The organism is Streptomyces sp. NPDC102490, assembly GCF_044765285.1.
Taxonomy (GTDB): domain Bacteria; phylum Actinomycetota; class Actinomycetes; order Streptomycetales; family Streptomycetaceae; genus Streptomyces.
In genome coordinates, this window is record NZ_JBIWJU010000002.1 from 154,183 (window position 1) to 179,032 (window position 24,850).

Here is a 24,850-nt window from a genome sequence, read left to right on the forward strand (position 1 = left end):
TCCTACGCCGCGACGAGATACGAGAAGACGGACTCGAGGGACTCGTCGGACGGCGAGACCGTGAGCAGCCGGATGCCGTGGTCGCGGGCGACCTTGGGCAGCAGGGCCGTGAACCGGCCGAAGTCGACGGCCTGGATGCGCAGGGCGCCCTCGGCGAGGTCGACCTCGATGCCGGACGTCGACGGGTCGGCGATCAGCGCCGCCGCGAGAGCCCGGTCGTCACTGGAACGCACCAGGTAGCGGTGGGGCCGGTCGGTCATCAGGCGGCGGATCTTGCGGAAGTCGCCGCTGGCCGCGTGGCGTCCGGCGACGATGACCTCGATGTGCCAGGCGAGCTGTTCGACCTCTTCCAGGATGTGCGAGGAGAACAGCACGGTGCGGCCCTCGTCGCCCATGCGCCGCAGCAGGTCCATCAGCTGCATGCGCTGGCGGGGGTCCATGCCGTTGAACGGCTCGTCGAGCAGGAGCAGCGACGGCTGGTGGACGAGGGCGGAGGCCATCTTCACGCGCTGGCGCATGCCCTTGGAGTACGTGGCGATCTTGCGGTCCTGGGCATAGGCCATCTCCACGGTGGCGAGGGCCTCGTCGGCCGCCTTGGCGCCCAGGCCGTGCAGTTCGGCGTTGGCGAGGACGAACTCGCGGCCGGTGAGGAAGTCGTACATCGCCTCCCGCTCGGGGACGATGCCGATGTGCCGGTAGATGTCCTCGTTGCGCCAGACCGGCTGGCCGTCCAGGGTGACGCTGCCGGTGGAGGGGGCGAGGAAGCCGCCCATCATGTTGATGAGGGTGGACTTCCCCGCGCCGTTCGGGCCGAGCAGGCCGGTGACGCCGGGGCCGATCGTCATGGTGATGTCGTTGACGGCGACCACGTTGCCGAACCAGCGGGAGACGTGGTCGATGTTCAGCGTGGTCACAGTCCCACCTTCTTGTAGCGGCGCATCAGCAGGCCGTAGGCGCCGGCGATCAGGCCGAGGGTGACGAGGACGTAGACCGCGCCCTCGCCGTGGCTCGGGCCGACCCCGCCGGGGAAGGCCGAGGTCGCTCCCAGGAAGGCCGCCGACACCCCGTCGATCAAGGTGATCGGCGAGAACAGGCCGATCCAGGTGACGGCCCCGGAGCTGCTCTGGACGTCCGCGATGGCCTGGAGCGTGGAGACCGCGCCGTAGGTGATGGTCAGGACGGCGATGACGGCGGCGATGCCGAAGCCGCGGCGCGGGGTGACCGAGGCCACGACCAGGCCGATACCGGCGAACAGCAGCGAGAGCAGTGCCACGGAGACCAGTCCCTGGGCGAACCCCTTGGTCTGGTCCGCGAAGTCGAGTTTGGCGAGCAGCGCGCCCACGTAGAGCACCAGCAGCGGTGCGGCGGTGAGGATGAAGAGAGCGGAGGCCAGCGACGCGTACTTGGCGCGGACGTAGTCGGCGGTCTCGATCGGCCGGGAGAAGTACAGCGGCACGGTCTTGAAGCGCAGGTCGCGCGAGACGGACTGGGGGGCCTGGGACGCGACGTAGAGGCTGATGACGGCTTGCAGGACGATCGCGTAGCGCGTGTAGTCCACGGGCAGGTCGTCGGCCTTGGTGGCGACGGCGACCGCGACCATGATGGCCGCCGGGAGGCACATCACTACGAACAGCAGCATCGGCAGCACCTTGGACTTGGCCGAGCGGCCGAGGCCGTAGGCGCCGCGCAGGGACTGCGAGTACAGCGAGCGGCGGGCGTAGGCGCGGCCGAGGCGGGGGCCGTCGTAACTGCGGTAGCCGATGTTGTGGATGCGGGTCTGGTCGCCCCGGACCGTGGCTGTGGGCTGTTCAGCTGCCATGGCCGACCGCCTCCTTCCGTGCTGCGTCGCTGTCGGTGAAGACCTCCGAGATGTGGTGCCGGCGCTGCTCCATGCGGACCAGGCCGATGCCGAGGTCGGCTATGACGTCGCGGACCAGGTCGTAGGTCTCCTCGCCCGCCGAGGTGAGCAGCAGGACGTGGCCGGCGCCGGGCAGGCCGCTGCCGTCCTGGACGGTGACCCCGCGCGCGTCGAGCGCGTCGCGCACCGCGCGGGTGCCGTCGGGGTGTGCGTCGGTGTCGGTGACCTCGATCGCGAGGGTCGTGGTGGTCTGGGTGAAGTCCGTGGTGGAGCTGGAGCGCAGCAGCTTGCCGCCGTCCACGACGACGACGTGGTCGCAGGTGCGCTCCAGCTCGCCCAGCAGGTGGGAGGTGACCAGGACGGAGATGCCGAAGTCGGTGTGGATGCGCCGGATGAGGCCGAGCATCTCGTCGCGGCCGACCGGGTCGAGGCCGTTGGTCGGCTCGTCGAGGAAGACCAGCTGGGGGTCGTGGACGAGGGCCTGCGCGAGCTTCACGCGCTGCTTCATGCCCGTCGAGTAGCCGCCGATGGGGCGGTAGCGCTCCTCGTACAGGCCGACGTGGCGCAGGGTGTCGGCCGTGCGCTCGCGGGCGGCGGTGGGCGGCAGGCCGGACATGCGTGCCATGTGGACGACGAACTCGGTGGCCGAGACGTCGGGTGGCAGGCAGTCGTGCTCCGGCATGTAGCCGACCCGCTCGCGGATGTCGGCGCCCTTGGTGGCGACATCGAGTCCGAGCACTTCGGCCCGGCCCTCGGTGGCGGGAGACAGACCCAGCAGGATCTTGATCAGGGTGGATTTGCCGGCGCCGTTGGCACCGACGAGTCCGGTCACACCGGGTCCGACGTCCACGGAGAGCCGGTCGAGCGCGGTCACCCGGGGGAACCGCTTGCTCAGGCTTTCGGTCGCGATCACAGTCACGTCAATGACACTAGTGACGCCCGCCACTGCCGTCGTCAGACCGCAGAGCCGTCTTGGCGTCAGACTCGAGTAGTACGGGCCCGTAGGGGATGCCGTACCTGAGAGCCACGGCCGGCCTGTCGAGGCCGCACGGGCCACCCGGTGAACACCCTATTGACGTTGGGTCTAACAACTGGGAGATTCGGCGGCGTCACGTTACGGGCGAGTAGCACCATCGGCGCGGACCGCGCCGGGACGGCGGAACGGGGGTGGCACGGCATGGGTGGCATGACGACGACGGCAGCCGGACTCCGCACGGAACTGCGGGGATTCCGGGAGGTGCAGCGTCTCGCCTACGCGTGCGCCGAGGCCGTGGCCGCCCGGCTGGAGCCGGGCGTGACCGAGCGGGACGCGGCCCGCATGCAGCGCGAGTGGCTGCGGGCGCGGGGCGTGCGGGACTGGTTCCACCTGCCCTTCGCCTGGTTCGGCGACCGCACGGCGTTCACCGGCTTCCGCGTTCCGCTCCAGTTCTTCCCCACCGGCCGCCGACTGGAGCCGGGGATGGCGTTCATCCTGGACATGGCCCCCGTGCACCGCGGTTTCACCGCCGACATCGGCTACTCCGGAGCGCTCGGCCCCCACCCGGTGCAGCACCGGCTGGCGGCCGACCTGGCCGCGCACCGCGAGCTGATCCTGCGCGAGGTGCGCGAACGCAGGCCGCTGCGGGAGATCTACGAGGACGTGGACCGGCTCATGGTCCGCCAGGGCTATGCCAACCGGCACCGGGCCTATCCCTTCGGCGTCATCGCCCACAAGGTGGACCGGGTGCGGGAACGGCGGCTGTCCCCGCGCCTGTTCGGCTTCGGCACCCAGTCGCTCAAGGGCCTGGCGGGCGACGCGCTGCACGGCCACCGCGAGGGCTGGTCGCCGCTGTGGTCGCCGTACCGCTTCTCCGACCACCCGCCCCGCGCGGGACTGTGGGCGGTCGAACCCCACCTCGGTTTCCGGGGTACGGGCGCGAAGTTCGAGGAGATCCTGGTCGTGACCGACTCGGTGGATCCCGAGGAGAGCGCCTTCTGGCTGGACGACGATCTGCCGCACGTGCGGCGCTGGGCGGAGGAGACATGACGGTGCTGGACGGTGCGCGGGAGCGCTGGGTGCGCTCGGGCGGGGTCGAGCTGTGCGTGGCCGAGCTGGGCGATCCGCGGCGGCCCACAATCGTCCTGGTGCACGGCTACCCGGACAGCAAGGAGGTCTGGTCCGAGGTCGCCGCCCGCCTGGCCGGCGCCTTCCACGTGGTCCTCTACGACGTCCGCGGCCACGGCCGGTCCACCGCGCCGAGCACGCTGCGGGGCGGGTTCACGCTGGAGAAGCTGACGGACGACTTCCTGGCCGTGGCCGACGCGGTCAGCCCGGACCGCCCCGTGCACCTGGTGGGCCACGACTGGGGCTCGGTGCAGTCCTGGGAGTTCGTCACGGTCCGGCGCACCGAGGGCCGCATCGCCTCCTTCACCTCGATGTCCGGGCCCTCCCTGGATCACTTCGGGCACTGGATCAGCAAGCGCCTCAGGCGGCCCACCCCGCGCCGGATCGGGCAGCTCCTCGGCCAGGGCGCCAAGTCCTGGTACGTCTATCTGCTGCACACCCCCGTGCTCCCGGAGCTGGCCTGGCGCGGCCCCCTCGGCAAGCGCTGGCCGGGCATCCTGGAGCGCGTCGAGAAGGTGCCCGGCGGCGACTACCCGACCGCCTCCCTCCCGTCGGACGCGGCGCACGGGGCGTGGCTGTACCGGGACAACGTGCGGCCCCGGCTGCGCAGGCCGCGCGAGGACGCCTACGCGCACGTGCCCGTGCAGCTCATCACGCCCCTGGGCGACGCGTTCCTGTCGGAGCGGCTCTACGACGAGCTGGAGCTGTGGGCGCCGCGGCTCACCCGGCGCACACTGCCCGCGAAGCACTGGGTGCCGCGCACCCGGCCGGACCGGCTGGCGGACTGGATCACGGAGTTCGTCACCGCCACCGAGGACGGCCGCTCCGGGGCCGGGGCGAACGGCAGGCACGCCGACCGCTTCGGCGGGCAGCTGGTCCTGGTCACCGGTGCGGGCAGCGGCATCGGGCGGGCGACGGCGTTCGCCTTCGCCGAGGCCGGCGCGCGCGTGGTGGCCGTCGACCTCGACGCCGAGGCCGCCGCCCGGACCGCGGAGCTGTCCCGGCTGATCGGTGCGCCGGCCGCCTGGGCGGAGACCGCCGACGTCTCCGACGAGCAGGCCATGGAGAAGCTGGCGGCCAGGGTCGCCGCCGAGTACGGCGTGGTGGACGTGCTGGTGAACAACGCCGGGATCGGCCTGTCCGGCTCCTTCTTCGACACCACGCCGGAGGACTGGAAGAAGGTCCTCGACGTCAACCTCTGGGGCGTGATCCACGGCTGCCGGCTGTTCGGCCGGCAGATGGCCGAGCGCGGGCAGGGCGGTCACATCGTCAACACCGCGTCGGCGGCGGCCTTCCAGCCCTCCAGGGCACTGCCCGCCTACGGCACCTCCAAGGCGGCCGTGCTGATGCTGAGCGAGTGCCTGCGCGCCGAACTGGCCGATCAGGGGATCGGTGTCACGGCGATCTGCCCCGGCCTGGTCAACACCAACATCACCGCCACCGCGCACTTCGCGGGCGCGGACCCCGCGGAGGAGAGGCGCCGGCAGCAGCGCACCGCCCGGTGGTACGGGGCGCGCAACTACCCGCCGGAGAAGGTGGCGGACGCCGTCCTGGAGGCGGTCGTGCACAACAGGGCCGTGGTCCCGGTGACGCCGGAGGCGCGCGGCGCTCATCTCCTGTCCCGCTTCGCGCCACGGGTGCTGCGGCGCCTCGCCCGGGTGAAGCCGCCCCTGTAGTTTCCACAGAGATCCCCAACCAGCCTGTGGATAACTGCACTTGACTGTGGATCAAACCTCGGGAACAAAATCGATCGCGTGACGCCCGTCTCACTGGGCAGGCTGGCGCCATGCAACAGGAACGCTCGGTGAAGGTGTCGAAGTATCTGTCGAAGCACCTGCGCCACCAGCCGGAGAGGATCGGGCTCACGCTCGACAAGGGCGGCTGGGCCGAGATCGACACGCTGATCGCCGCGGCGGCCGCGCACGGCTTCCGCTTCACCCGCGAAGAGCTCGACCACGTGGTCGCCACCAACGACAAGCGGCGCTTCGCGGTCGAGGGCACCCGCATCCGGGCCAGCCAGGGCCACAGCGTCGACGTGGATCTCCAGCTGCCCTCGGCGACCCCGCCGCCGTACCTCTACCACGGGACCGTGGCCCGGCAGCTGGAGGCCATCCGCGCCGAGGGCCTGCGGCGGATGAACCGGCACGCCGTGCACCTCTCGCCGGACCGCGAGACCGCGACCCGGGTCGGAGCCCGCCGCGGCCGGCCGGTCGTGCTCCCGGTGGACGCCGCCGCCATGCACCGCGACGGCCACGTCTTCCACGTCAGCGCGAACGGGGTCTGGCTGACGCGACACGTACCGTCCCGCTATCTGCGCTTTCCCGCTCCGCACTGACCCCGCATGATCGAGGGCATGGAGCACCTGCCCACCACCCAGTCCGCCGTCACCGCTCTCCGCGCCGTAGCCGAGGAGTACGCGCTGGAGATCGAGGTCACCGACGACATCGGCGCCGACCAGACCTCCCGGGGCACGGCCGCGGGCGTGGGGGTGACCACCGACGCCGACGGCTCGCTCCCGCACGAGGCGTTCGTCGAATTCGGCGGCGTCCCCCGGGTGAGCGTCCGCCTCTTCCACGAGGGCGACGCCCTGATCACCGTCGAGAACGTGGAGTTCCCCGATGTCGAACGCGACGACGTGCCCGCGTTCCTGCGCTCCGTCTTCGGTGGCCTCGCCTACGTCCACGGGCGCCGCTTCCCGCCCGGATACCGCCTGATCGTGCCGCTGCCGGGCGACCGGGCCCACAAGGAGCACGTGTCGATACTCCTCCTCACCCCGTGGCTGAGCGGTCGCGTACGGTGACGGCGGCGGCCGTTTCACGTGAAACCGACGCCGGCCGCATAGGCTCGGAGGCATGAGTCTGCGCCTGAGCACCGTGATCCTTCCGTACCGCCGCTGGCACGAAGGCGGCCGTTCGACCTGGACACGGGCCGAGCAGCTCGGCTTCCATACGGCGTACACCTACGACCACCTCTCCTGGCGCAGCTTCCGGGACGGCCCGTGGTTCGGTGCCGTACCGACCCTCACCGCCGCCGCGGCCGTGACCGAGCGGCTGCGCCTGGGCACCCTGGTCACCTCGCCGAACTTCCGGCACCCGGTGACGCTCGCCAAGGAACTGATCTCCCTCGACGACATCTCCGGCGGGCGGATCACGCTCGGCATAGGAGCGGGCGGCACCGGCTTCGATGCCACGGCGCTGGGCCAGGAGCCGTGGACGCCGCGAGAGCGGGCGGACCGGTTCGGCGAGTTCCTGCCGTTGCTCGACCGGCTGCTGACCGAGGACGCCGTGTCGTACGAGGGCGACTTCTACTCCGCGCACGAGGCCCGCAACATCCCGGGCTGTGTACAGCGGCCCCGGCTGCCCTTCGCGGTGGCCGCGACCGGCCCCCGGGGTCTGGCGCTCGCCGCCCGGCACGGCCAGGCGTGGGTGACCACCGGTGACCCGAAGCTGTTCGAGAACGGCACCCCCGAGCAGTCGGCCCGGGCACTGCGGCAGCAGGGCGAGCGACTGGCCGACGCCTGTGCCGCGATCGGCCGCGACGTGGGTGAGCTGGACCGGGTCCTGCTCACCGGTTTCACACCCGAGCGCAGTCGCCCGCTGGAGTCCGTGGACGCGTTCGTGGACTTCGCCGGACGCCACCGGGACCTGGGCTTCACCGAACTCGTCGTCCACTGGCCGATCCCCGACTCGGACTTCGCCGCGGACGAGAAGGTCTTCGAGCAGATCGCCATGGAGGCACCGGCACAGCTGAAGGAATGAGGGCGCAAGGAATGAGGGCGTCGCATCGAGCGGCCGCGGGGAGCCGCGCATGAGAGCCGTGGCTCACAGATGTGCGGACCCCCGCACGGGCGTGCACGCACATGCGTGACAATGACCGGGTGACCTCAGCGACCCGACAGCCCGAGCCCCCGGCCGCCGCCACCCGCCCGCGGCTCATCGCCACCGACCTCGACGGCACGCTGCTGCGCGACGACAAGTCGGTCTCCCCGCGCACGGTCGCCGCGCTGGCCGCCGCGGAGCAGGCGGGCATCGAGGTCTTCTTCGTCACCGGCCGCCCCGCCCGCTGGATGGACGTCGTCAGCGCCCACGTCCACGGGCACGGCCTCGCCATCTGCGGCAACGGCGCCGCCGTGGTCGACCTGCACGGCGGCCCCGGCCGGCACAGGTTCGTGAAGGTCCGCGAGCTGCCCCCGGAGAACGCCCTGGACGCCGTACGGCTACTGCGGGAGGCGGCGCCCGGCACGGTCTACGCGGTCGAGCAGACGTACGGCTTCCACCAGGAACCGGCCTACCCGAAACTGCACATGGAGGTCCCCGACGACCTCCTGCCCGCCGAGGAGATCCTGGCGCCGGGCGGCCGTGCCGCCGCCGAGCCCGTCCTCAAGATCCTCGCCTTCCATCCGGAGCTGGACCCCGACGGCTTCCTCACGCTGGCCCGCCTCGCCATCGGCGACCGCGCCAACGTCACCCGGTCCAGCCCCAGCGCCCTGCTAGAGATCAGCGGCCCCGAGGTCTCCAAGGCCAGCACGCTCGCCCTGTGCTGCGCCGAGCGCGGCATCTCGCACGAGGAGGTCGTGGCCTTCGGCGACATGCCGAACGACGTCGAGATGCTCACCTGGGCGGGCCAGTCGTACGCCATGGGCAACGCGCACCCGGACGTGATCGCCGCCGCCTCGGGGCGGACGGTCGCCAACAACGACGACGGGGTGGCCGTCGTGATCGAGCGGATGCTGGCCCTGCCCTGACGTCCGCCGCCGCCGGGCGGCCGGCCCGCGGCGCGTCCGGTGCCGTCACAGCGGCACCCCGCGCTGCGACAGCCACGGCACCGGGTCCAGCGCCGAGCCCATCTCCGGGGTGACCCGTACCTCGAAGTGAAGATGGGGGCCGGTGGAGTTGCCCGTGCTGCCGGACTGCCCGATCCACTGCCCGGCCTCGACCTTGTCCCCCTGGTCGACGGCGACGGCGGCGAGATGGGCGTACTGCGTGTAGTAGCCGCCCGCGTGCTCGAGGACGACCTGGATGCCGAAGGCCCCGCCGCAGGACACCTTCAGGACCCGGCCCGTGCCGACCGAGCGCACCGGTGTCCCGACCGGCACCGCGAAGTCCTGGCCGGTGTGCCGGTTGGCCCACCGCGATCCGCCGCTACCGAAGGACGCCGACAGTTCGTAGGTCTCGACCGGGGCCGTCCAGGACGCGCCGGCGGGCAGGTCCGGCTGGTCGAGACGGACCGCGCCGGGGCACGAGCCGGCCGCGACGGAGGAGTCCGCCTGGCCCTCCAGCCGGGACCGCGCCGCCTCCAGCTTGTTCTCGATCCTCTTCTTCAGCGTCCCCAGGTCGGCGTTGCGCTTCTCCAGCGCCTGCCAGGCCGCCTGCGCCATGGCTTCCTCGGCGGCGAGCCGGGTCTCCGCCCGCAGGTGCGTGCCGATGGCCCTGTCCACGGCGAGGTTGGCGCGGGAGACCGCCCGCTGACCGCGCATCAGCTCCTCGGGGTCGTCGGCGAGAAGCATCCGCGCGGTGAGCGGGAGACCGCCGCCGTCGCGGTACTGGGCACGGGCGATGCGGCCCAGGTCCTCCCGCATGGCGTCGATCTTCCGCCGTTGCCCGTCGAGCCGCCGCTCGTACTCCAGGGCCTTCGACCGCTGCGCCTCGGCCTTTCGCCGCCCGTCCTCGTACCGGCGGGTCGCCTTCGCCGCGTCCTCGTACAGTCGCGCCACCTGCGGCCCGAGACCGGCCCCGGGTCCGCCGTCCCCGTCCATGCCGTCGCCGGGGCGGGCCGCGAGCACGGCGAGCGCGCACAGCAACACCGGAACGAGCAACGGTCGGCGGCGGGATGGGCGCATGTCAGCGATCGTGGACCAGCGCGGGCCCCGCGGTCCCGTTCAGCTCGTACGAGTGGGGGACCCGTTGCTGCACACGGCTCAACGCGGCTGCTGCACACGGGGCAACACGGCGTCGGCCGCGCTCAGTACGGCGCTTCCCACCGCACCGTCGTGCCGGCGCCGTCCGCCCCGATGCCCGGCCCGAGCCGACTGCTGCCGCCCACGGACTCGGCGCGGCGCTCCAGGTTGTGCAGGCCGCTGCGCCGGCCGCCCTCGGGAACGCCGACCCCGTCGTCCGCGACGGTCAGCCGCACGCCCGGCCGGCCGTCCGGCAGGGTCGCCGTCGCGTCCACGACCACCTCGATCCGGTCGGCGCGGGCGTGCCGGAAGGCGTTGGACAGGGTCTCGCGCAGTGCGGCGATCAGGTTCTTGCCGGTCAGGTCGCCGACCGCGGTGTCGACCGGGCCGACGAAGCGGTGCGCGGGCGTGAAACCCAGCGGGACGGCGGCCATGCTGATCTCGCGCAGTACGCGGGTGCGCAGTCCCGTGGGCGCCTCGGCCGGCTGCTGGAGTGCGAAGATCGCCGAACGGATCTCCTGGATGGTGACGTCGAGTTCGTCGACCGCCCCGCCGACCCCGTCGCGCACCTCCGGCACGGCCGCTCCGCGCTGGGCGCTCTCCAGCATCATCCCCGTCGCGAAGAGCCGCTGGATGACGAGGTCGTGCAGGTCCCGGGCGATCCGGTCCCGGTCCTCGTACACGGCGAGCCGCTCCCGGTCGCGCTGTGCTTCGGCCATCGTGAGCGCCAGCGCCGCCTGCGAGGCGAACCGGTCGCCGAGCGCACGCTCCGTCCGGGTGAACGGGCGGTCCCCGCGGGCGCGGGGCATGACGAGGCACCCGAGGACGTTCCCGTCCCTGCACAGCGGCAGCAGCATGACCGGCCCGTAGGAGCGCACCGGTCCGTCGCCCAGGCGGGGGTCGGTGGTGGCGTCGTCCACGAACACGGGCCGTCCGGCGAGCAGTTCCGCGACGATGCCGTTCTCCGGCGGGATGACCGCGCCGAGCGCGTTCGTGGGGCGCGGCGCGTCGACGGCCACGATCTCCAGGCCGCCCCCGTCGGCCGGCAGCAGCACGATCCCGGCGGCCGCTCCGGAGAGGCGGCGGGCCTGCTCGGCGACGATCTGGAGGGCGTCGTCGGTGTCGCCCCCGGCCAGCAGGGCGGTGGTGACGGCGACCGATCCGTCGATCCACCGCTCCCGCTGCTGGGCCGCCTCGTACAGGCGCGCGTTGCCGATGGCGATACCGGCCTCCGTGGCCAGGACCCGGACCATGGCGAGGTCGTAGTCGTTGAAGGGCTCACCCGCGTGCTTGTCGGTCAGGTAGAGGTTGCCGAAGATCTCGCCCTGCACCCGGATGGGGACGCCCAGGAAGCCGCGCATCGGCGGGTGGTGCTCGGGAAGGCCGCACGAGCGCGGGTCCGCGGTGAGGTCGGCCGACCGGACCGGCCCGGGCTCGCGGATGAGCGCGCCGAGCAGGCCCTTGTGGCCGTCCGGGAGGTGGCCGACGCGGCGGGCGGTCGCCTCGTCGACGCCGTGGTGCACGAAGTCGGCGAGGCCCTCGCCGTCCTCGTCGACGACGCCGATGGCCGCGTACCGGGCGTGCGCCAGGTCGGCGGCCGTCTCGCAGATCCGGTGCAGCGTGGCGTGCAGTCCCAGTACGCTGCCGACGGAGCGCATCGCGTCCAGCAGTTTCGGCACCCGTGCCAGCAGCTCGGCCGAGGCTCCCTCACGGGACGGCGGGGAGCCGGGGGGCGGGGCTGAGGACATGACCCGAGCCTAATGAGACCCTTTTGTTCAGGAAAGTCGGATTAGCGGAATCCCTCGCCGATCCGTGGCCGGGCCGGCCGGTCACCGGGCTCCCACCAGCAGGTCCGCCGCCGCCTCCCGTCCGGCCATCTCCCGCAGCGGCCCCGGCACGGCCGCCAGCTCCGCGTACGTACCGCGCTGCACGACCCGGCCCCGGTCCAGGACGATCACCTCGTCCACGGCCCGCAGTCCCGCCAGCCGGTGGGTGATCAGCAGGCTCGTACGGCCCTCGGTGGCGGCCAGCAGATCGGCGGTGAGCGCGTCGGCGGTCGGCAGGTCGAGGTGCTCGGCGGGCTCGTCGAGGACGAGGACGGGGAAGTCGGCGAGCAGCGCCCGGGCCAGGGCGAGCCGCTGGCGCTGCCCACCGGACAACCGGGCCCCGTGCTCACCGACCAGCGTGTCCAGACCGTCGGGCAGACTGTCGGCCCACTCCAGCAGCCGGGTCCGCGCGAGCGCGTCGCGCAGCTCGCTCTCCGTGGCGTCCTTCCTGGCCAGGAGCAGGTTCTCGCGGACCGAGCTGTCGAAGAGGTGCGCGTCCTGGGCGCACAGCCCGACCAGCCGCCGTACGTCGTCCCCGGCCAGGGCGTAGGCGTCGACACCGGCCAGCGTGTAGGAGCCCGCGTCCGGGTCGAGGAAGCGCAGCAGCACCTGGGCCAGGGTCGTCTTGCCGGAGCCGGACGGTCCGACCACGGCGACGCGGCGCCCCTCGGCCAGCGTCAGGTCCAGCCCCGCCAGCGCGTCCCTGTCCTGCCCGGGGTGACGCGCGGCCAGTCCCTTGAGGATGACCGGGAACGGCGAGGCGGGTGCCTGCCTGGGCGCCTCCGGCTCGCGCACCGGCTCCGGGGCGTCGAGCACCTCGTGGACGCGCTCGGCGCTCCTGCGCACGCGCTCGCGGTACCGCACGGCGAGCGGCAGCCCGAGGACGGCCTCGAAGGCGGCCAGCGGGGTGAGGACGACGACGGCCACCGCCACCCCGGCGAGTCGGCCGTCGGCAGCCGCCTGGACCCCGACGAGGGCGGCGCCCGCGACGGTCAGGCCGGAGACGAGCGCGGTGAGCCCGTCGCCCAGCGCGGTGGCGGTGGCGGCCCGCGAGGCGATGCGGGTGAGGGTGCCGTCGGCCCGCCGCGCCTCGGCGGCACGACCGGGCAGGGCACCGGCCACGGTCAGCTCGGCGGTGCCGGTCAGCAGGTCCGTCACGCGGGTGGCGAGCACGCCCCTGGCAGGGGCGAGCCTGCGCTCGGCCCGCCGCGCCACGGCCGCGGTGACCAGCGGAACACCGGCTCCGGCCGCGAGCAGGCCGGCCGCGAGCACGGCGCCCGCCTCCGGCAGCAGCCAGGCCGTGAAACCGACCGAGGCGACGGAGACGACCAGCGCGCTGCCGGCCGGCAGCAGCCAGCGCAGCCAGTAGTCCTGCAAGGTGTCGACGTCGGCGACGAGACGGGTCAGCAGGTCGCCGCGGCGGCTGCGGCGCAGCCCCGCGGGGGCCAGCCGCTCCAGCCGCCGGTACACGGCGACCCGTGTGTCGGCCAGCATCCGCAGCACGGCGTCGTGCGACACGAGCCGCTCCGCGTAGCGGAACACGGCCCGCCCGATGCCGAAGGCCCGCGTCGCCGTCACCGCCACCATCAGGTACAGCACCGGCGGCTGCTCGGAGGCCCGCGAGATGAGGTACCCGGAGGTCGCCATCAGTCCCACGGCACTGCCCAGCGCCAGAGCGCTGAGCAGCAGCGCGAGGCCGAGCCGCCCGCGCCGGGCGCCGGACAGGGCACGGACCCGGGCCAGGGCGCCCTCTCGCGCCGCAGCGGGCTCGGCGGGCCGGGCGGACTCGGCGGCCGGTTCGTCGAAGAAGCCCGGAGCGGCGGTGCGGGGGCCCGCCTCCGCGGCGGCCGGCGGCCCGTCGGCGTCGGCGGACGCGGCGACCACGACCGGCGTGTCCAGCCGCACCACCCGGTCGGCCACCTCCAGCAGGGCCGGGCGGTGCACCACCAGCAGGACCGTCCGCCCCTTCGCCAGCCTGCGTACGGCGTCCACGACCTCGGCCTCGGTGGCCCCGTCCAGGGCCGCCGTCGGCTCGTCGAGCAGCAGCACCGGCCGGTCCGCGAGAAACGCCCGGGCCAGCGCCAGCCGCTGCCGCTGCCCGGCGGACAGGCCCGTTCCGTCCTCCCCGAGGACGGTCGCCGTGCCCTCGGGCAGCGCGTCCACGAACTCCAGGGCGCCCGCGTCCCGCAGGGCCCGGCGGACGGCGGTGTCGTCGGCGTCGGGCCGGGCCAGCCGTACGTTCTCCGCGATGGTGCCGGCGTACAGGTGCGGGTGCTGCGGCACCCAGGCGACGCGGGCGTGCCACTGCGCCACGTCGAGGGAGGAGAGGTCGGCTCCCCCGACCCGGACCCGCCCCCCGGTCGGGGCGACGAAGCCGAGCAGGGCGTGCAGGAGCGTCGACTTGCCCGCCCCGCTGGGGCCGACGAGCGCGACCGTTTCCCCGGGCTCCACGGTGAGGTTCACGTCCGTGACGGCCGCCGTGGCGCGTCCGGGATAGCGGACGGTCACGTCCTCGAAGGCCAGGGCACCGTCCGCCGGGACCTGCCCGGTCACCGACGCCGGTACGGGACGCTCCAGCACGGAGAAGATGTCCTCGGCGGCGGCGAGGCCCTCGGCCGCCGCGTGGTACTGCGCTCCCACCTGCCGCAACGGCAGATATGCCTCGGGCGCGAGGACCAGTACGACCAGGCCGTCGTACAGGGCCATGTCACCGTGGACCAGACGCATGCCGATGGTGACGGCGACGAGCGCGACGGAGAGTGTGGCGAGCAGTTCCAGCGCGAAGGACGACAGGAAGGCGATCCGCAGGGTCCGCATGGTCGCCTGGCGGTACTCGCCGGTGATGCGCTTGATCGACTCCGCCTGGGCCTTGGCCCGGCCGAAGACCTTCAGCGTGGGCAGCCCCGCGACCACGTCCAGGAAGTGTCCGGACAGCCGGGAGAGCAGCCGCCACTGGCGGTCCATCCGGGACTGGGTGGCCCAGCCGATCAGCATCATGAAGACCGGGATGAGGGGCAGGGTGCCGACGATGATGGCCGCCGAGACCCAGTCCTCGGTGACGATGCGGGCCAGCACCGCCACGGGCACGACCACCGCGAGGCCCAACTGCGGCAGATAGCGCGAGAAGTAGTCGTCGAGGGCGTCGACTCCCCGGGTGGCGAGGGTGACCAGTGAGCCGGTCCGTTGTCCGCTCAGCCAGCCGGGGCCGAGCGCGGTGGCCCGCTCCAGCAGCCGGCCCCGCAGCTCCGACTTCACGGCCGCGCTCGCCCGGTGCGCGGCCAGTTCGGTGAGCCAGCCGACCAGGGCCCGGCCGCAGGCGACGGCCACCAGCAGCAGCAGCGGCGTACGGAGTCCGGCGGCCGGGGTGCCGTGCTGGAAGGCGCCGACCACCACCTCGGCGATGAGCATCGCCTGCGCGACGAGCAGCCCGGCACCGACGGCGCCCAGGGCGACGACCGCCACCAGGAAGATCCGGGTGGCGCGGGCGTACCGCAGAAGACGTGGATCGATGGGTTTCACGTGAAACAGGCCTTCCTGCCCTGGGCTCCGGTTGCCCTGTGTTTCACGTGAAACACAGGGCAACCGGAGCCCGTTGGACTCAGTGCGCGGCGTCGGCGAGGTGCTGGGTGCCGATGCGCTTGCGGAACACCCAGTACGTCCAGCCCTGGTAGAGGAGGACGACCGGGGTGGCGATCACGGCCAGCCACGTCATGATCTTGAGCGTGTAGGCGCTGGACGAGGCGTTGGTGACGGTGAGGCTCCAGTCCGCGTTCAGCGTGGAGGGCATGACGTTCGGGAAGAGCGTCAGGAAGAGCATCGCCACGGCGGCCACGATGGTGACGCCGGACAGGGCGAACGCCCAGCCCTCGCGCCCGGCGTGGTTGGCCGCCAGCGCGGCGATCAGGGCGGCCACGGCCACCACGAGGGCGATCAGGCTCTTGGCGTCCCCGTTGTGGACTTGCGTCCAGAGCAGGAAGGCCAGGGCCAGCACGGCCGTGACCAGACCGACCCGCGACGCCAGGGTCCGCGCCCGCTCACGGATCTCACCGACGGTCTTGAGCGCGGTGAACACCGTCCCGTGGAAGGTGAACAGCGTCAGCGTCACCAGGCCGCCGAGCAGGGCGTACGGGTTGAGCAGGTCCCAGACGGAGCCGACGTACTCCAGGTCCCGGTCGATCTTCACGCCGTGGACGATGTTGCCGAAGGCCACGCCCCACAGGAAGGCCGGGATCAGCGAGGTCCAGAAGATCGCCGTCTCCCAGTTGCGCTGCCACTTCTCCTCGGGCCGCTTCACCCGGTACTCGAAGGCGACGCCCCGGACGATCAGGCAGACCAGGATGACCAGCAGGGGAAGGTAGAACCCGGAGAAGAGCGTGGCGTACCACTCGGGGAAGGCGGCGAAGGTCGCACCGCCGGCCGTGAGCAGCCACACCTCGTTGCCGTCCCACACGGGGCCGATGGTGTTGATCAGCACCCGCTTCTCGGCCCGGTCCCGGGCGAGCAGCTTCGTGAGCACACCGACCCCGAAGTCGAAGCCCTCCAGGAAGAAGTAACCGGTCCACAGGACGGCGATCAGAACGAACCAGACGTCGTGCAGTTCCATGACTGTGCAGCTCCCTCGGCCTAGTACGAGAAGGCCATCGGCTTGTCGGCGTCACGCAGATCGCCGCCGATCTTCGTGGGCGGACGGAGGTCGGCCTCGGTCAGCTCGGGCGGTCCCGCCTTCACGTACTTCGCCAGGAGCTTGACCTCGATGACGGCCAGGACGGCGTACAGCAGGGTGAAGACGGACATCGAGATGATGACCTCGGTGGTGGAGACACCGGGGGAGACCGCGTCGCGGGTCTGCATCACGCCGTAGACGACCCAGGGCTGCCGGCCCATCTCGGTGAAGATCCAGCCCCAGGAGTTGGCGATCAGGGGGAACGCCATGGTCCACAGCGCCAGCAGCCAGTACAGCCGGGAGAGCTTCGCCCCGAGCGGCTTCTTCAGCAGCACCAGTCGCGGGACCTCGTCCTCCCCGGTGCGCAGGGCCGGTGGCAGCAGGAACCGCTTCCGCGTGAGCCACAGGCCCAGCAGGCCGAGGGAGAAGGACGCCATGCCGAAGCCGATCATCCAGCGGAAGCCCCAGTAGGCGACGGGCACGATGGGCTTGTAGTCGCCGGGGCCGAACTGCTCCTGGAGGGCCTTGTTGGTGTCGTTGATGCCGGGCACGTAGGACTCGAAGTCGCTGTGCGCGAGGAAGGACAGCAGTCCGGGGACCTCCAGGGCGACCTTGTTGTGCCCCTTGTCGACGTCCCCGTAGGCGAAGACCGAGAAGGGTGCCGGCTTCTCGCCGTCCCACAGGGCCTCGGCGGCGGCCATCTTCATCGGCTGCTGCTCGTACATGACCTTGCCGAGGGTGTCACCGCTGACCGCGGTGAGCAGGCCGCCGACCGCCAGGGTCACCAGGCCGAGCCGGAGCGAGGTCCGCATCACCGGGATGTGCTTCTTGCGCATCAGGTGGAAGGCGGCGATGCCGACCATGAAGGCGCCGCCCGTGAGGAAGGCCGCCGAGAAGCTGTGGAAGACCTGGTTGAGGGTGGTGTTCTGGGTGAGGACCTGCCAGAAGTCGGTGAGCTCGGCGCGGCCCTTCTCCTCGTTGATCCGGTAGCCGACGGGGTGCTGCATCCAGGAGTTGGCCGCGAGGATGAAGTACGCCGACAGCAGGGTGCCGATCGAGACCATCCAGATGCAGGCCAGGTGGATCTTCTTGGGCAGCTTGTCCCAGCCGAAGATCCACAGCCCGATGAAGGTGGACTCGAAGAAGAACGCGATCAGCGCCTCGAAGGCGAGCGGAGCACCGAAGACATCACCGACGAAGCGCGAGTAGTCGGACCAGTTCATGCCGAACTGGAACTCCTGCACGATGCCGGTGACGACACCCATCGCGATGTTGATCAGGAAGAGCTTGCCCCAGAACTTGGTCGCCCTGAGGTACTTCTCCTTCTCCGTGCGGACCCAGGCGGTCTGCAGTCCGGCCGTGAGAGCGGCCAGCGAGATCGTCAGCGGGACGAACAGGAAGTGGTAGACGGTCGTGATGCCGAACTGCCATCGCGCCAGCGTCTCCGGCGCCAGAGCCAAGTCCACGTCGTCACTCTCCTCACATCGCCACACCGCCGTGGTCAGCGACGGTTTGGGCGCGTTTGTCACACCCAACGCGGGCGCAATCGGGACACGCTTGTGAACGCGTTCACATTCACAAGCAATTATGACCTACTGCTTTTCGACACCGGAAGGGGGGTCCCCTGTGACGTCAACCCCTTCGCCGGACTTCGGCGGGCCGCCGGATCCGAGGGGTGGGAACCGCGCCCACGGCATACGACATCGCGGGACGGCTCCCGGCCGTCCCGCGATGTGTCGTACCCGACGCTTCGTTGCGCGATGCGTCGTTCCGCGATGTGTCGTCCCGCCCCCGGTGGGGGCTACAGCTCCTTGCGGAACTCCTCCGACACCTTCAGGAAGATGTCGTTCGCCTCGCTCTCCCCGACCGTCACGCGCACGCCCTCGCCCGCGAAGGGACGGACGACCACGCCGGCCTGCTCGCAGGCGTCCGCGAAGGCGAGCGTGCGCTCCCCCAGCCGCAGCCAGACGAAGTTGGCCTGGGTCTCCGGCACCGTCCAGCCCTGCGCGCGCAGGGCGTCGACGACGCGGGTGCGCTCGCACACCAGCGAGCCGACCCGGCCGATCAGCTCGTCCTCCGCGCGCAGCGAGGCGATCGCCGCCTCCTGCGCGATCTGGCTGACCCCGAAGGGCACCGCCGTCTTGCGCAGCGCCGCCGCCACCGGCTCGTGGGCGATCGCGAAGCCGACCCGCAGACCTGCCAGGCCGTAGGCCTTGGAGAAGGTGCGCAGGACGCAGACGTTGGGCCGCTCACGGTAGAACTCGACGCCGTCCGGGACCTCCGCGTCGCGGATGAACTCGCGGTAGGCCTCGTCGAGGACCACCAGGACATCGCTCGGCACCCGGTCCAGGAACCGTTCCAGTTCGGCCCGCCGCACCACCGTGCCCGTGGGGTTGTTGGGGTTGCAGACGAAGATCAGCCGGGTCCGGTCGGTGATCGCGTCCGCCATCGCGTCCAGGTCGTGCACCTCGCCCGGCGTCAGCGGCACCCGCACGGACGTCGCCCCGCTGATCTGGGTGATGATCGGGTACGCCTCGAAGGAGCGCCAGGCGTAGATCACCTCGTCGCCGGGGCCCGAGGTCGCCTGGATCAGCTGCTGGGCCACACCGACCGATCCGGTGCCGGTGGCCAGGTGGGCCAGGGGCACCCCGAAGCGGTCCGACAGCTCACTCATCAGCGAGGTGCAGGCCATGTCCGGGTACCGGTTGAAGGAGGCGGCCGCGGCCGTCACCGTCTCCATCACTCCCGGCAGGGGCGGATAGGGGTTCTCGTTGGAGGACAGCTTGTAGGCCAGCGGGCCGTCGGCCGCGGCGGGCTTGCCCGGCTTGTAGGTGGGAATCCCCTCCAGCTCGGCGCGCAGCTTGGGGCTCTTCTCGCTCACCGCAGTCCTCCTCGTGGCCACCACCGGCATCGAATACTTCTCACCCTATGAGGATTCGCCGCCGCTGCGTATAGGCGGGAGCCGACCTCGTCCATGGGGGAGCAGACCTCGTCCGTCACACTGGCATCAAGGGCATCAGGGCACGAAGGCGCACGATTCGGGGGGCGCGCTGCACATATATCTACGCGCCGGTGGCTCGCGCCGTGGCGCGCATCCCTCGTGCAGGTGAGTTGAGACCTCTTCGCAACATCCGCCACCCCGCAGGCCCTCACCGGTCAACAGGTCAGGTAATGGGATGAGTGGACCCAACTGGCTTTCTTTCCAAGGGCGTTAGCCACTAATGATCATGCAGAAACGTGACTGTCAACGCGTGCATATGCGTCCGCACTACCCCGCCCCATGAGCCCTACTATCGGCTCGCCATGACAGCAGCAGGGAAGCACCAGGTGAGCCGCGCGGAAACCTCACGTCGAGGCAGCCGGCCGGGCCGGGCGGGCATCAGGGACGTGGCCGCCGCCGCCGGAGTATCCATCACTACCGTCTCCGACGCCCTCAACGGCAAGGGCCGACTCCCGGATGCCACCCGGCGCCATGTGCGCGAGGTCGCCGACCGACTGGGCTACCGGCCCTCGGCCGCCGCCCGCACGCTCCGCACCGGCAAGTCCGGACTCATCGGCCTGACCGTGACGACGTACGGGGATGAACCTTTCACCTTCACCGAGTTCGCGTACTTCGCCGAGATGGCGCGCGCCGCCACGTCGGCCGCGCTCGCCCGCGGCTACGCCCTCGTCATCCTCCCGGCGACCTCCCGTCACGACGTGTGGTCCAACGTCGCGCTCGACGGCACGGTCGTCATCGACCCCTCGGACCACGACCCGGTCGTCAGCGAACTGGTCCGCCAGGGCTTACCCGTCGTCTCCGACGGCCGCCCGGCCGGTTCGCTGCCGGTCACCGCCTGGGTCGACAACGACCACGAGGCGGCCGTACTCGGCATCCTCGACCACCTCGCCGACGCCGGGGCGCGCAGGATCGGCCTGCTCACCGGCACCACGACCGACACGTACACCCATCTGTCGACCACCGCCTACCTGCGCTGGTGCGAGCGCGTCGGCCAGGACCCGGTCTACGAGGCCTACCCGGCCCACGACCCGTGCGCCGGCGCGGTCGCCGCCGACCGGCTGCTCGCCCGCCCGGACCGGCCCGACGCCGTTTACGGCCTGTTCGACCCGAACGGCACCGACCTGCTCGCCGCCGCCCGCCGCTACGGACTGCGCGTCCCCGAGGACCTGCTGCTGGTCTGCTGCAGCGAGTCCACCGTGTACGCCAGCACCGAGCCGCCCATCACCACCCTGTCGCTGAAACCCCGCCGCATCGGCACCGCCGTGATCCAGGTCCTCATCGACGCGATCGAGGGGCTGCACTCCGACCAGCCGGTCGAGCAGGTGATACCGACCGAGCTGATCGTGCGCACGTCGTCGCAGCGGCGCCCGCCGCGTACGACGGTCAGCCCGCCGCGGTCGCCGGAGGGCGAGTAGGGCGGGCCCGGGGCGCGCGTGCGGGACCGGGGCGCGGTCGCGGGTGGTGGGCACCGCGCGTGGCGCGTCCCGGTGGGAGCGGGGCGCGCGGACGAGCGATGACGACGACGGGGCGACAGGCGCGACGGGTGCGACGGGTGGGGCCGAGGGGCGCGACGACGCGGAACGGCGCGAAACGGGGCGGCGAAGACCACATCCGCCCCATCCGGAACACGGGTGGCCCGCCGTCACGGACGGTCGAAGCCGGGCCCAATCGGGGCGAAAGCCGCAGTGAACCGGAGTCCTGTCCTGATTCACCACCCCTGGGTCATCACACAGCGCGATCCGCATTCCTATGATGGGCCCACACACCGCGGGCCGCTGCGACCAGGCAGTCCGAAGCGGTGCAGATGCGGCGCGATGGTGGAGGGGTCGATGACTCAGGGGGCCGGTCAGGGACCCGAGGTGGAGCGGACGGCGACGGTGCGCGACTTCCGGGTGCCCGCGTACGTCCACGAGACCGCTCCGTACGCTGCCCCCGGCACGCACGCGAGCGAGTCGGCGCCGCCCGCCGAGGAGGGGGTCGAGGAGGCCCTGCCCGAGGGCTACACGCCCACCCAGCGCGATCTGCCCATCATCCGTCGGGGTGACACGGTCCAGGTCGCGGTCGACCCCGAGCCGATCGTGGTGCAGCAGCAGGCCACCGGCCAGGGGCCCCTGTTCGTCGTCGGCGACGTGCACGGCTACCTCGACGAGCTGCTGGCCGCCCTGCGGGAGAAGGGCCTGGTCGACGAGGCCGGCCAGTGGTGCGCGGGCACCTCCCGGCTGTGGTTCCTCGGCGACTTCACCGACCGCGGCCCGGACGGCATCGGCGTCATCGACCTGGTGATGCGGCTGTCCGCCGAGGCCGCCGCGGCGGGCGGCTACTGCAAGGCACTGATGGGCAACCACGAGCTGCTGCTGCTCGGCGCCAAGCGCTTCGGCGACACCCCCGTCAACTCCGGCGCGGGCACCGCCACCTTCCAGGCCGCCTGGCTGCTGAACGGCGGCCAGAAGACCGACATGGACCGCCTTCAAGACCACCACCTCCAGTGGATGGCCCGCCTCGACGCCATGGAAGAGGTCGACGGCCACCTCCTGGTCCACTCGGACGCCACCACCTACCTCGACTACGGCCGCTCCATCGAAGAGGTCAACGACACCGTCCGCGAGACGCTCACCCGCAATGACGCGGAGGAGGTGTGGGACCTGTTCCGCAAGCTGACCAAGCGCTTCTCCTTCCGCGACGAGGGCGGCGCCGACGCCGTGCGCTCCCTGCTGGATACGTACGGCGGCACCCGGATCGTTCACGGCCACAGCCCCATCCCCTACCTGCTGGGCGAAGTCGGCTCCGAGGACGGCGAGGACGACACCCGTACCGCGGTCGAGGGACCGCACGTCTACGCGGACGGCCTGGCCATCGCCATGGACGGCGGCGTGACCATGGCCGGAAAGCTGCTGGTCCAGCAACTTCCGCTGGACGCCTGACGGTTCACCGGGCGGCTTTGGGGCGGCGCCGTCCGTACAGACCGGCACCCAATTTCTGGAAACCCCCTGTCACCCGCCACCGTCACCGCTCTACCATCGGCTTATCCGTAGCAGGCTCCCCTCCGTTTCTGCCCGACGGCTCGTTGGCATGCGAGCCCCAAGCCCTACGGAGCATCGGGGGATGCACATGAACAGCGTTCCGCAGCATCTGTCGAACGAGGACCGCCAAGAGTACGAGCGGGTCCTCGACGAGGCGCTGCGCTCCGCACCACACCGCCCGGAACTGGCCGCGGTCGGTCAGCGGCTCAACTCCGAACAACTGCGCACCATGGCGCTCAACGCCACCGCCCTCATCACGGCGGCGGCCACGACCGAGTACCAGCACTACGTGAAGGTCCGCGAGGAACTGCGCCACCCGGCGCCCTCGGGCCCGTCGTCCGCCACGCACGAACCCGGCTCCCAAGAGCAGGGCACGGGCGCGGGGGGACTCGCCGCCACCATGGGCGAGATGGCCGAGGCGACCGGTGCGGGGGCCGTCGCCGTCGTCGCCGTCCTGGCACCGGTCCTGGCCGGCACCGCCGCGGCCATATTCCTGCTGGTCGGCTACCTGATGAAGATGCTCGACCCCGGGCAGGCCTTCGCGCAGACCATGCTCACCACGGGATGGGTGTTCGGCGGCGTGACCGCGGTGGCGATCCTCGTTGCCGCGGTGGGGCTGCTGCTCACCGCGCTGCGCAACCGCCCCTCCGCCGAGTCCGGCTTCTACAACGCCCGCGACGAGGAGGTGACCCGGGCCAGGGATGCCTGGCACGAGGCGCTGCTGGAGCGGGGCATCCTGCCCTTCCTCCGGGAAGCGCTCAGCGAACCGGGCACGGCGGCACTGCACCGCACGGGACCGGCCACCCCGAGCGGCAGCCGCATGCCGCACCTCGGCTACGGCCGTCCCGGGTTCACCAGCCCCGACGGCGGCCCCGACGCGGGACCGCGTCCGAGCTACTCGAGCCCGGACTACAGCAGCCCGGACTTCGGGGGCCCGGAACACCGGCCCGAGTAGCCACCGGCACGGGCGGGCAGCGCTTCAGAGGATGCCCGCCCGGCCGGCGGCAGTGATCCAGGACGGGAACTCGGACAGCAGACGGTCGTACAGCTCCGGGTCCGGTACGGTGCCGATGTCGTCGACGGCGAAGAAACCGACGTTGTCGACGCGGCGGCCCGGCAGGGTGTCGAACCGCTCCAGCACCCCGTACTCGGCGCGCCCGAGCCCCACGAACTGCCAGAAGACGGGTTCCTCCACGGCCTCCCGCAGCTCCCGCTCGATCTCGGCGTTGCGGTAGACACCGCCGTCGGAGAAGAACAGCACCAGGGTCGGAACCGGGGCCGGGTGGTCCCGGACGAAGGCCCGGACCTCGGCGATCACCTTCTGCTCCTCGTTCTGGATGCCCACCGCCCGCATGTCGACCTGCTCGGGGTGCAGGCCCTTCTTCCTGCCCCGCCGGAACAGGCTGATCTCCCCCACGCGCACGTGCAGCCGCAGCCATTCCGGCAGCTCGCCCAGGCGCAGGTCGGGCAGGCGCGCCGGGTTCGAGGCGAAGGTCCATGCCTGCATCTCCCCGTCGTCGTCCAACTGCGCGGCGACGGCGGCCATCCGCTCCACGACGTCCGCGACGACGCCCTTGGAGTAGAGGAAGGACATGGACCCGGAGGCGTCCAGTACGAGCAGGACGCGCGCGGTGACCCCGGCCGCCCCGTGCTTGCTCAGGCTGACCGCGACCTGCTCCTTGCGCAGGGACAGCCGCTTGCGCATGTCCACGGGCAGGCGGTCCTCGCCCTTGGTGAAACGGGGCCCGGTGGCGGGCGCCGCCGGGACCGGTGGCGGTACGGGCGCCGACGGTGGGGTGGGCGCCGGGGGAGCCGTCGGCGGGGGCGCCGGGGCGGCCGTCGGCGGGGCGGTGACCTGGGGCGGGGTCGTCGGCGGGGGAGCGTCGTCGTCCACGGTGATGCCGAAGTCGGTCGCCAGCCCCGCGAGCCCGGAGGCGTACCCCTGTCCGACCGCGCGGAACTTCCACATCCCCTGGCGTCGGTACAACTCGCCGCCGACCAGTGCGGTCTCCGTCCCGGCCGTGATGTCGAACCGGGCCAGTTCGGTGCCGGTCGCGGCGTCCAGCAACCGCAGCGACAGCCCCGGAACCCGGCCGAAGGCACCGCCGTCCGCCGAGGCGCACAGGACGATGCGCTCGACCGCCGGCTCGACCGACCGCAGCTCCACCTCGACGGCGTCGGTCGTGACGCCCGCGCCTGCGCCGGAACCGGCGCCGGGGACGACTCTCTTGCCCAGGTGGCTCACCGCGCCGGAGACATGGCGGGGCTGGTTGTAGAAGACGAAGTCCCCGTCGTCCCGCACCCGTCCGGCCGAGGTGAGCAGCAACGCCGAGGCGTCGACCTCGGGCACGCCCGGCCCGGCGGACCACACGAGTTCGGCGCGCACCGCGGGGGAGTCGACGGCGACGTTGGCACCCTTGCTCAGGGAGGTGGCTGTCATGCCTCCAGTCTGCCGAGACGGACCCCTCGACGGGGAGAGGGG

General features: G+C 72.0%; 19 protein-coding genes. 9 read left to right on the plus strand and 10 right to left on the minus strand.

Annotation, left to right across the window (positions count from 1 at the left end; all coding sequences use genetic code 11):
• Positions 1–2: 2 nt before the first annotated feature.
• From ACIRGB_RS04185 to ACIRGB_RS04195, 3 genes are read right to left on the minus strand one after another with little or no spacing between them, the layout of a single operon-like run.
• Positions 3–914, minus strand: coding sequence for an ABC transporter ATP-binding protein (locus ACIRGB_RS04185; protein WP_403858443.1), 912 nt, complete (start codon positions 912–914; stop codon positions 3–5).
• Positions 911–1,819, minus strand: a complete 909-nt coding sequence (locus tag ACIRGB_RS04190) for an ABC transporter permease (protein WP_403858445.1) — start codon at positions 1,817–1,819, stop codon at positions 911–913. The genes ACIRGB_RS04185 and ACIRGB_RS04190 overlap by 4 nt, the downstream gene beginning before the upstream one ends.
• On the minus strand, positions 1,809–2,771 hold the full coding sequence (locus ACIRGB_RS04195) for an ABC transporter ATP-binding protein (RefSeq protein WP_403859292.1): 963 nt from the start codon (positions 2,769–2,771) through the stop codon (positions 1,809–1,811). The genes ACIRGB_RS04190 and ACIRGB_RS04195 overlap by 11 nt, the downstream gene beginning before the upstream one ends.
• Before the next feature lie 273 nt (positions 2,772–3,044).
• Here ACIRGB_RS04195 and ACIRGB_RS04200 point away from each other — a divergent pair, with 273 nt between their 5' ends.
• The 6 genes from ACIRGB_RS04200 to ACIRGB_RS04225 all read left to right on the plus strand — a co-directional run bounded on the left by ACIRGB_RS04200 (position 3,045) and on the right by ACIRGB_RS04225 (position 8,706).
• Positions 3,045–3,884 carry a M24 family metallopeptidase gene (locus ACIRGB_RS04200; protein ID WP_403858447.1) on the plus strand — a complete coding sequence of 280 codons (840 nt, stop codon included), beginning with the start codon at positions 3,045–3,047 and terminating at the stop codon, positions 3,882–3,884.
• Positions 3,881–5,638 carry an SDR family oxidoreductase gene (locus tag ACIRGB_RS04205; protein ID WP_403858449.1) on the plus strand — a complete coding sequence of 586 codons (1,758 nt, stop codon included), beginning with the start codon at positions 3,881–3,883 and terminating at the stop codon, positions 5,636–5,638. The genes ACIRGB_RS04200 and ACIRGB_RS04205 overlap by 4 nt, the downstream gene beginning before the upstream one ends.
• A 110-nt stretch (positions 5,639–5,748) precedes the next feature.
• Positions 5,749–6,297: an RNA 2'-phosphotransferase gene (locus tag ACIRGB_RS04210; protein WP_403858451.1), complete on the plus strand. Its 549-nt coding sequence runs from the start codon at positions 5,749–5,751 to the stop codon at positions 6,295–6,297.
• Positions 6,298–6,303: 6 nt separating this feature from the next.
• Complete coding sequence (locus ACIRGB_RS04215; RefSeq protein ID WP_403858453.1) at positions 6,304–6,762, plus strand: hypothetical protein; 459 nt, start codon at positions 6,304–6,306, stop codon at positions 6,760–6,762.
• Positions 6,763–6,814: 52 nt separating this feature from the next.
• Positions 6,815–7,720 carry an LLM class flavin-dependent oxidoreductase gene (locus ACIRGB_RS04220; RefSeq protein ID WP_403858455.1) on the plus strand — a complete coding sequence of 302 codons (906 nt, stop codon included), beginning with the start codon at positions 6,815–6,817 and terminating at the stop codon, positions 7,718–7,720.
• Between the two features lie 101 nt (positions 7,721–7,821).
• A complete protein-coding gene (locus tag ACIRGB_RS04225; protein WP_403858457.1) occupies positions 7,822–8,706 on the plus strand; it encodes an HAD family hydrolase in 885 nt (294 codons plus the stop codon).
• 45 nt (positions 8,707–8,751) lie between these two features.
• Here ACIRGB_RS04225 and ACIRGB_RS04230 read toward each other — a convergent pair whose 3' ends face one another.
• The 6 genes from ACIRGB_RS04230 to hisC form a co-directional block, all read right to left on the minus strand.
• Positions 8,752–9,801, minus strand: a complete 1,050-nt coding sequence (locus ACIRGB_RS04230) for a peptidoglycan DD-metalloendopeptidase family protein (protein ID WP_403858459.1) — start codon at positions 9,799–9,801, stop codon at positions 8,752–8,754.
• 122 nt (positions 9,802–9,923) lie between these two features.
• Positions 9,924–11,606, minus strand: a complete 1,683-nt coding sequence (locus tag ACIRGB_RS04235) for a GAF domain-containing sensor histidine kinase (RefSeq protein WP_403858461.1) — start codon at positions 11,604–11,606, stop codon at positions 9,924–9,926.
• A gap of 81 nt (positions 11,607–11,687) precedes the next feature.
• Positions 11,688–15,203, minus strand: coding sequence for a thiol reductant ABC exporter subunit CydD (cydD, locus tag ACIRGB_RS04240; RefSeq protein WP_403858463.1), 3,516 nt, complete (start codon positions 15,201–15,203; stop codon positions 11,688–11,690).
• A 79-nt stretch (positions 15,204–15,282) separates the two neighbouring features.
• Positions 15,283–16,287 carry a cytochrome d ubiquinol oxidase subunit II gene (gene cydB, locus ACIRGB_RS04245; RefSeq protein WP_403858465.1) on the minus strand — a complete coding sequence of 335 codons (1,005 nt, stop codon included), beginning with the start codon at positions 16,285–16,287 and terminating at the stop codon, positions 15,283–15,285.
• 20 nt (positions 16,288–16,307) lie between these two features.
• Positions 16,308–17,813 carry a cytochrome ubiquinol oxidase subunit I gene (locus ACIRGB_RS04250; protein ID WP_403858467.1) on the minus strand — a complete coding sequence of 502 codons (1,506 nt, stop codon included), beginning with the start codon at positions 17,811–17,813 and terminating at the stop codon, positions 16,308–16,310.
• Positions 17,814–18,148: 335 nt separating this feature from the next.
• Entirely contained in the window at positions 18,149–19,228 is a 1,080-nt protein-coding gene (gene hisC, locus ACIRGB_RS04255; protein WP_403858469.1) for a histidinol-phosphate transaminase, read from the minus strand.
• A gap of 422 nt (positions 19,229–19,650) precedes the next feature.
• Here hisC and ACIRGB_RS04260 point away from each other — a divergent pair, with 422 nt between their 5' ends.
• From ACIRGB_RS04260 to ACIRGB_RS04270, 3 genes are all read left to right on the plus strand, one after another.
• Positions 19,651–20,763: a LacI family DNA-binding transcriptional regulator gene (locus ACIRGB_RS04260; RefSeq protein ID WP_003975000.1), complete on the plus strand. Its 1,113-nt coding sequence runs from the start codon at positions 19,651–19,653 to the stop codon at positions 20,761–20,763.
• 399 nt (positions 20,764–21,162) lie between these two features.
• Complete coding sequence (gene sppA, locus ACIRGB_RS04265) at positions 21,163–22,269, plus strand: Ser/Thr/Tyr protein phosphatase SppA (protein ID WP_403858471.1); 1,107 nt, start codon at positions 21,163–21,165, stop codon at positions 22,267–22,269.
• Between the two features lie 181 nt (positions 22,270–22,450).
• Positions 22,451–23,323 (plus strand): hypothetical protein, encoded by an 873-nt coding sequence (locus ACIRGB_RS04270; protein ID WP_403858473.1) that lies wholly within the window; start codon positions 22,451–22,453, stop codon positions 23,321–23,323.
• A 24-nt stretch (positions 23,324–23,347) separates the two neighbouring features.
• Here the strand turns inward: ACIRGB_RS04270 and ACIRGB_RS04275 are convergent, their stop codons facing one another.
• Positions 23,348–24,808: a VWA domain-containing protein gene (locus ACIRGB_RS04275; RefSeq protein ID WP_403858475.1), complete on the minus strand. Its 1,461-nt coding sequence runs from the start codon at positions 24,806–24,808 to the stop codon at positions 23,348–23,350.
• Positions 24,809–24,850 lie beyond the last annotated feature (42 nt).

Bases quoted from the DNA above. Each gene is read 5' to 3' on its own strand.
- ACIRGB_RS04190 (WP_403858445.1), bottom strand. From the start codon at position 1,819: ATGGCAGCTGAACAGCCCACAGCCACGGTCCGGGGCGACCAGACCCGC.
- ACIRGB_RS04200 (WP_403858447.1), top strand. From the start codon at position 3,045: ATGACGACGACGGCAGCCGGACTCCGCACGGAACTGCGGGGATTCCGG.
- ACIRGB_RS04205 (WP_403858449.1), top strand. From the start codon at position 3,881: ATGACGGTGCTGGACGGTGCGCGGGAGCGCTGGGTGCGCTCGGGCGGG.
- ACIRGB_RS04210 (WP_403858451.1), top strand. From the start codon at position 5,749: ATGCAACAGGAACGCTCGGTGAAGGTGTCGAAGTATCTGTCGAAGCAC.
- ACIRGB_RS04215 (WP_403858453.1), top strand. From the start codon at position 6,304: ATGATCGAGGGCATGGAGCACCTGCCCACCACCCAGTCCGCCGTCACC.
- ACIRGB_RS04220 (WP_403858455.1), top strand. From the start codon at position 6,815: ATGAGTCTGCGCCTGAGCACCGTGATCCTTCCGTACCGCCGCTGGCAC.
- ACIRGB_RS04225 (WP_403858457.1), top strand. From the start codon at position 7,822: ATGCGTGACAATGACCGGGTGACCTCAGCGACCCGACAGCCCGAGCCC.
- ACIRGB_RS04230 (WP_403858459.1), bottom strand. From the start codon at position 9,801: ATGCGCCCATCCCGCCGCCGACCGTTGCTCGTTCCGGTGTTGCTGTGC.
- ACIRGB_RS04235 (WP_403858461.1), bottom strand. From the start codon at position 11,606: ATGTCCTCAGCCCCGCCCCCCGGCTCCCCGCCGTCCCGTGAGGGAGCC.
- cydB (WP_403858465.1), bottom strand. From the start codon at position 16,287: ATGGAACTGCACGACGTCTGGTTCGTTCTGATCGCCGTCCTGTGGACC.
- ACIRGB_RS04260 (WP_003975000.1), top strand. From the start codon at position 19,651: ATGACAGCAGCAGGGAAGCACCAGGTGAGCCGCGCGGAAACCTCACGT.
- sppA (WP_403858471.1), top strand. From the start codon at position 21,163: ATGGTGGAGGGGTCGATGACTCAGGGGGCCGGTCAGGGACCCGAGGTG.
- ACIRGB_RS04270 (WP_403858473.1), top strand. From the start codon at position 22,451: ATGCACATGAACAGCGTTCCGCAGCATCTGTCGAACGAGGACCGCCAA.
- ACIRGB_RS04275 (WP_403858475.1), bottom strand. From the start codon at position 24,808: ATGACAGCCACCTCCCTGAGCAAGGGTGCCAACGTCGCCGTCGACTCC.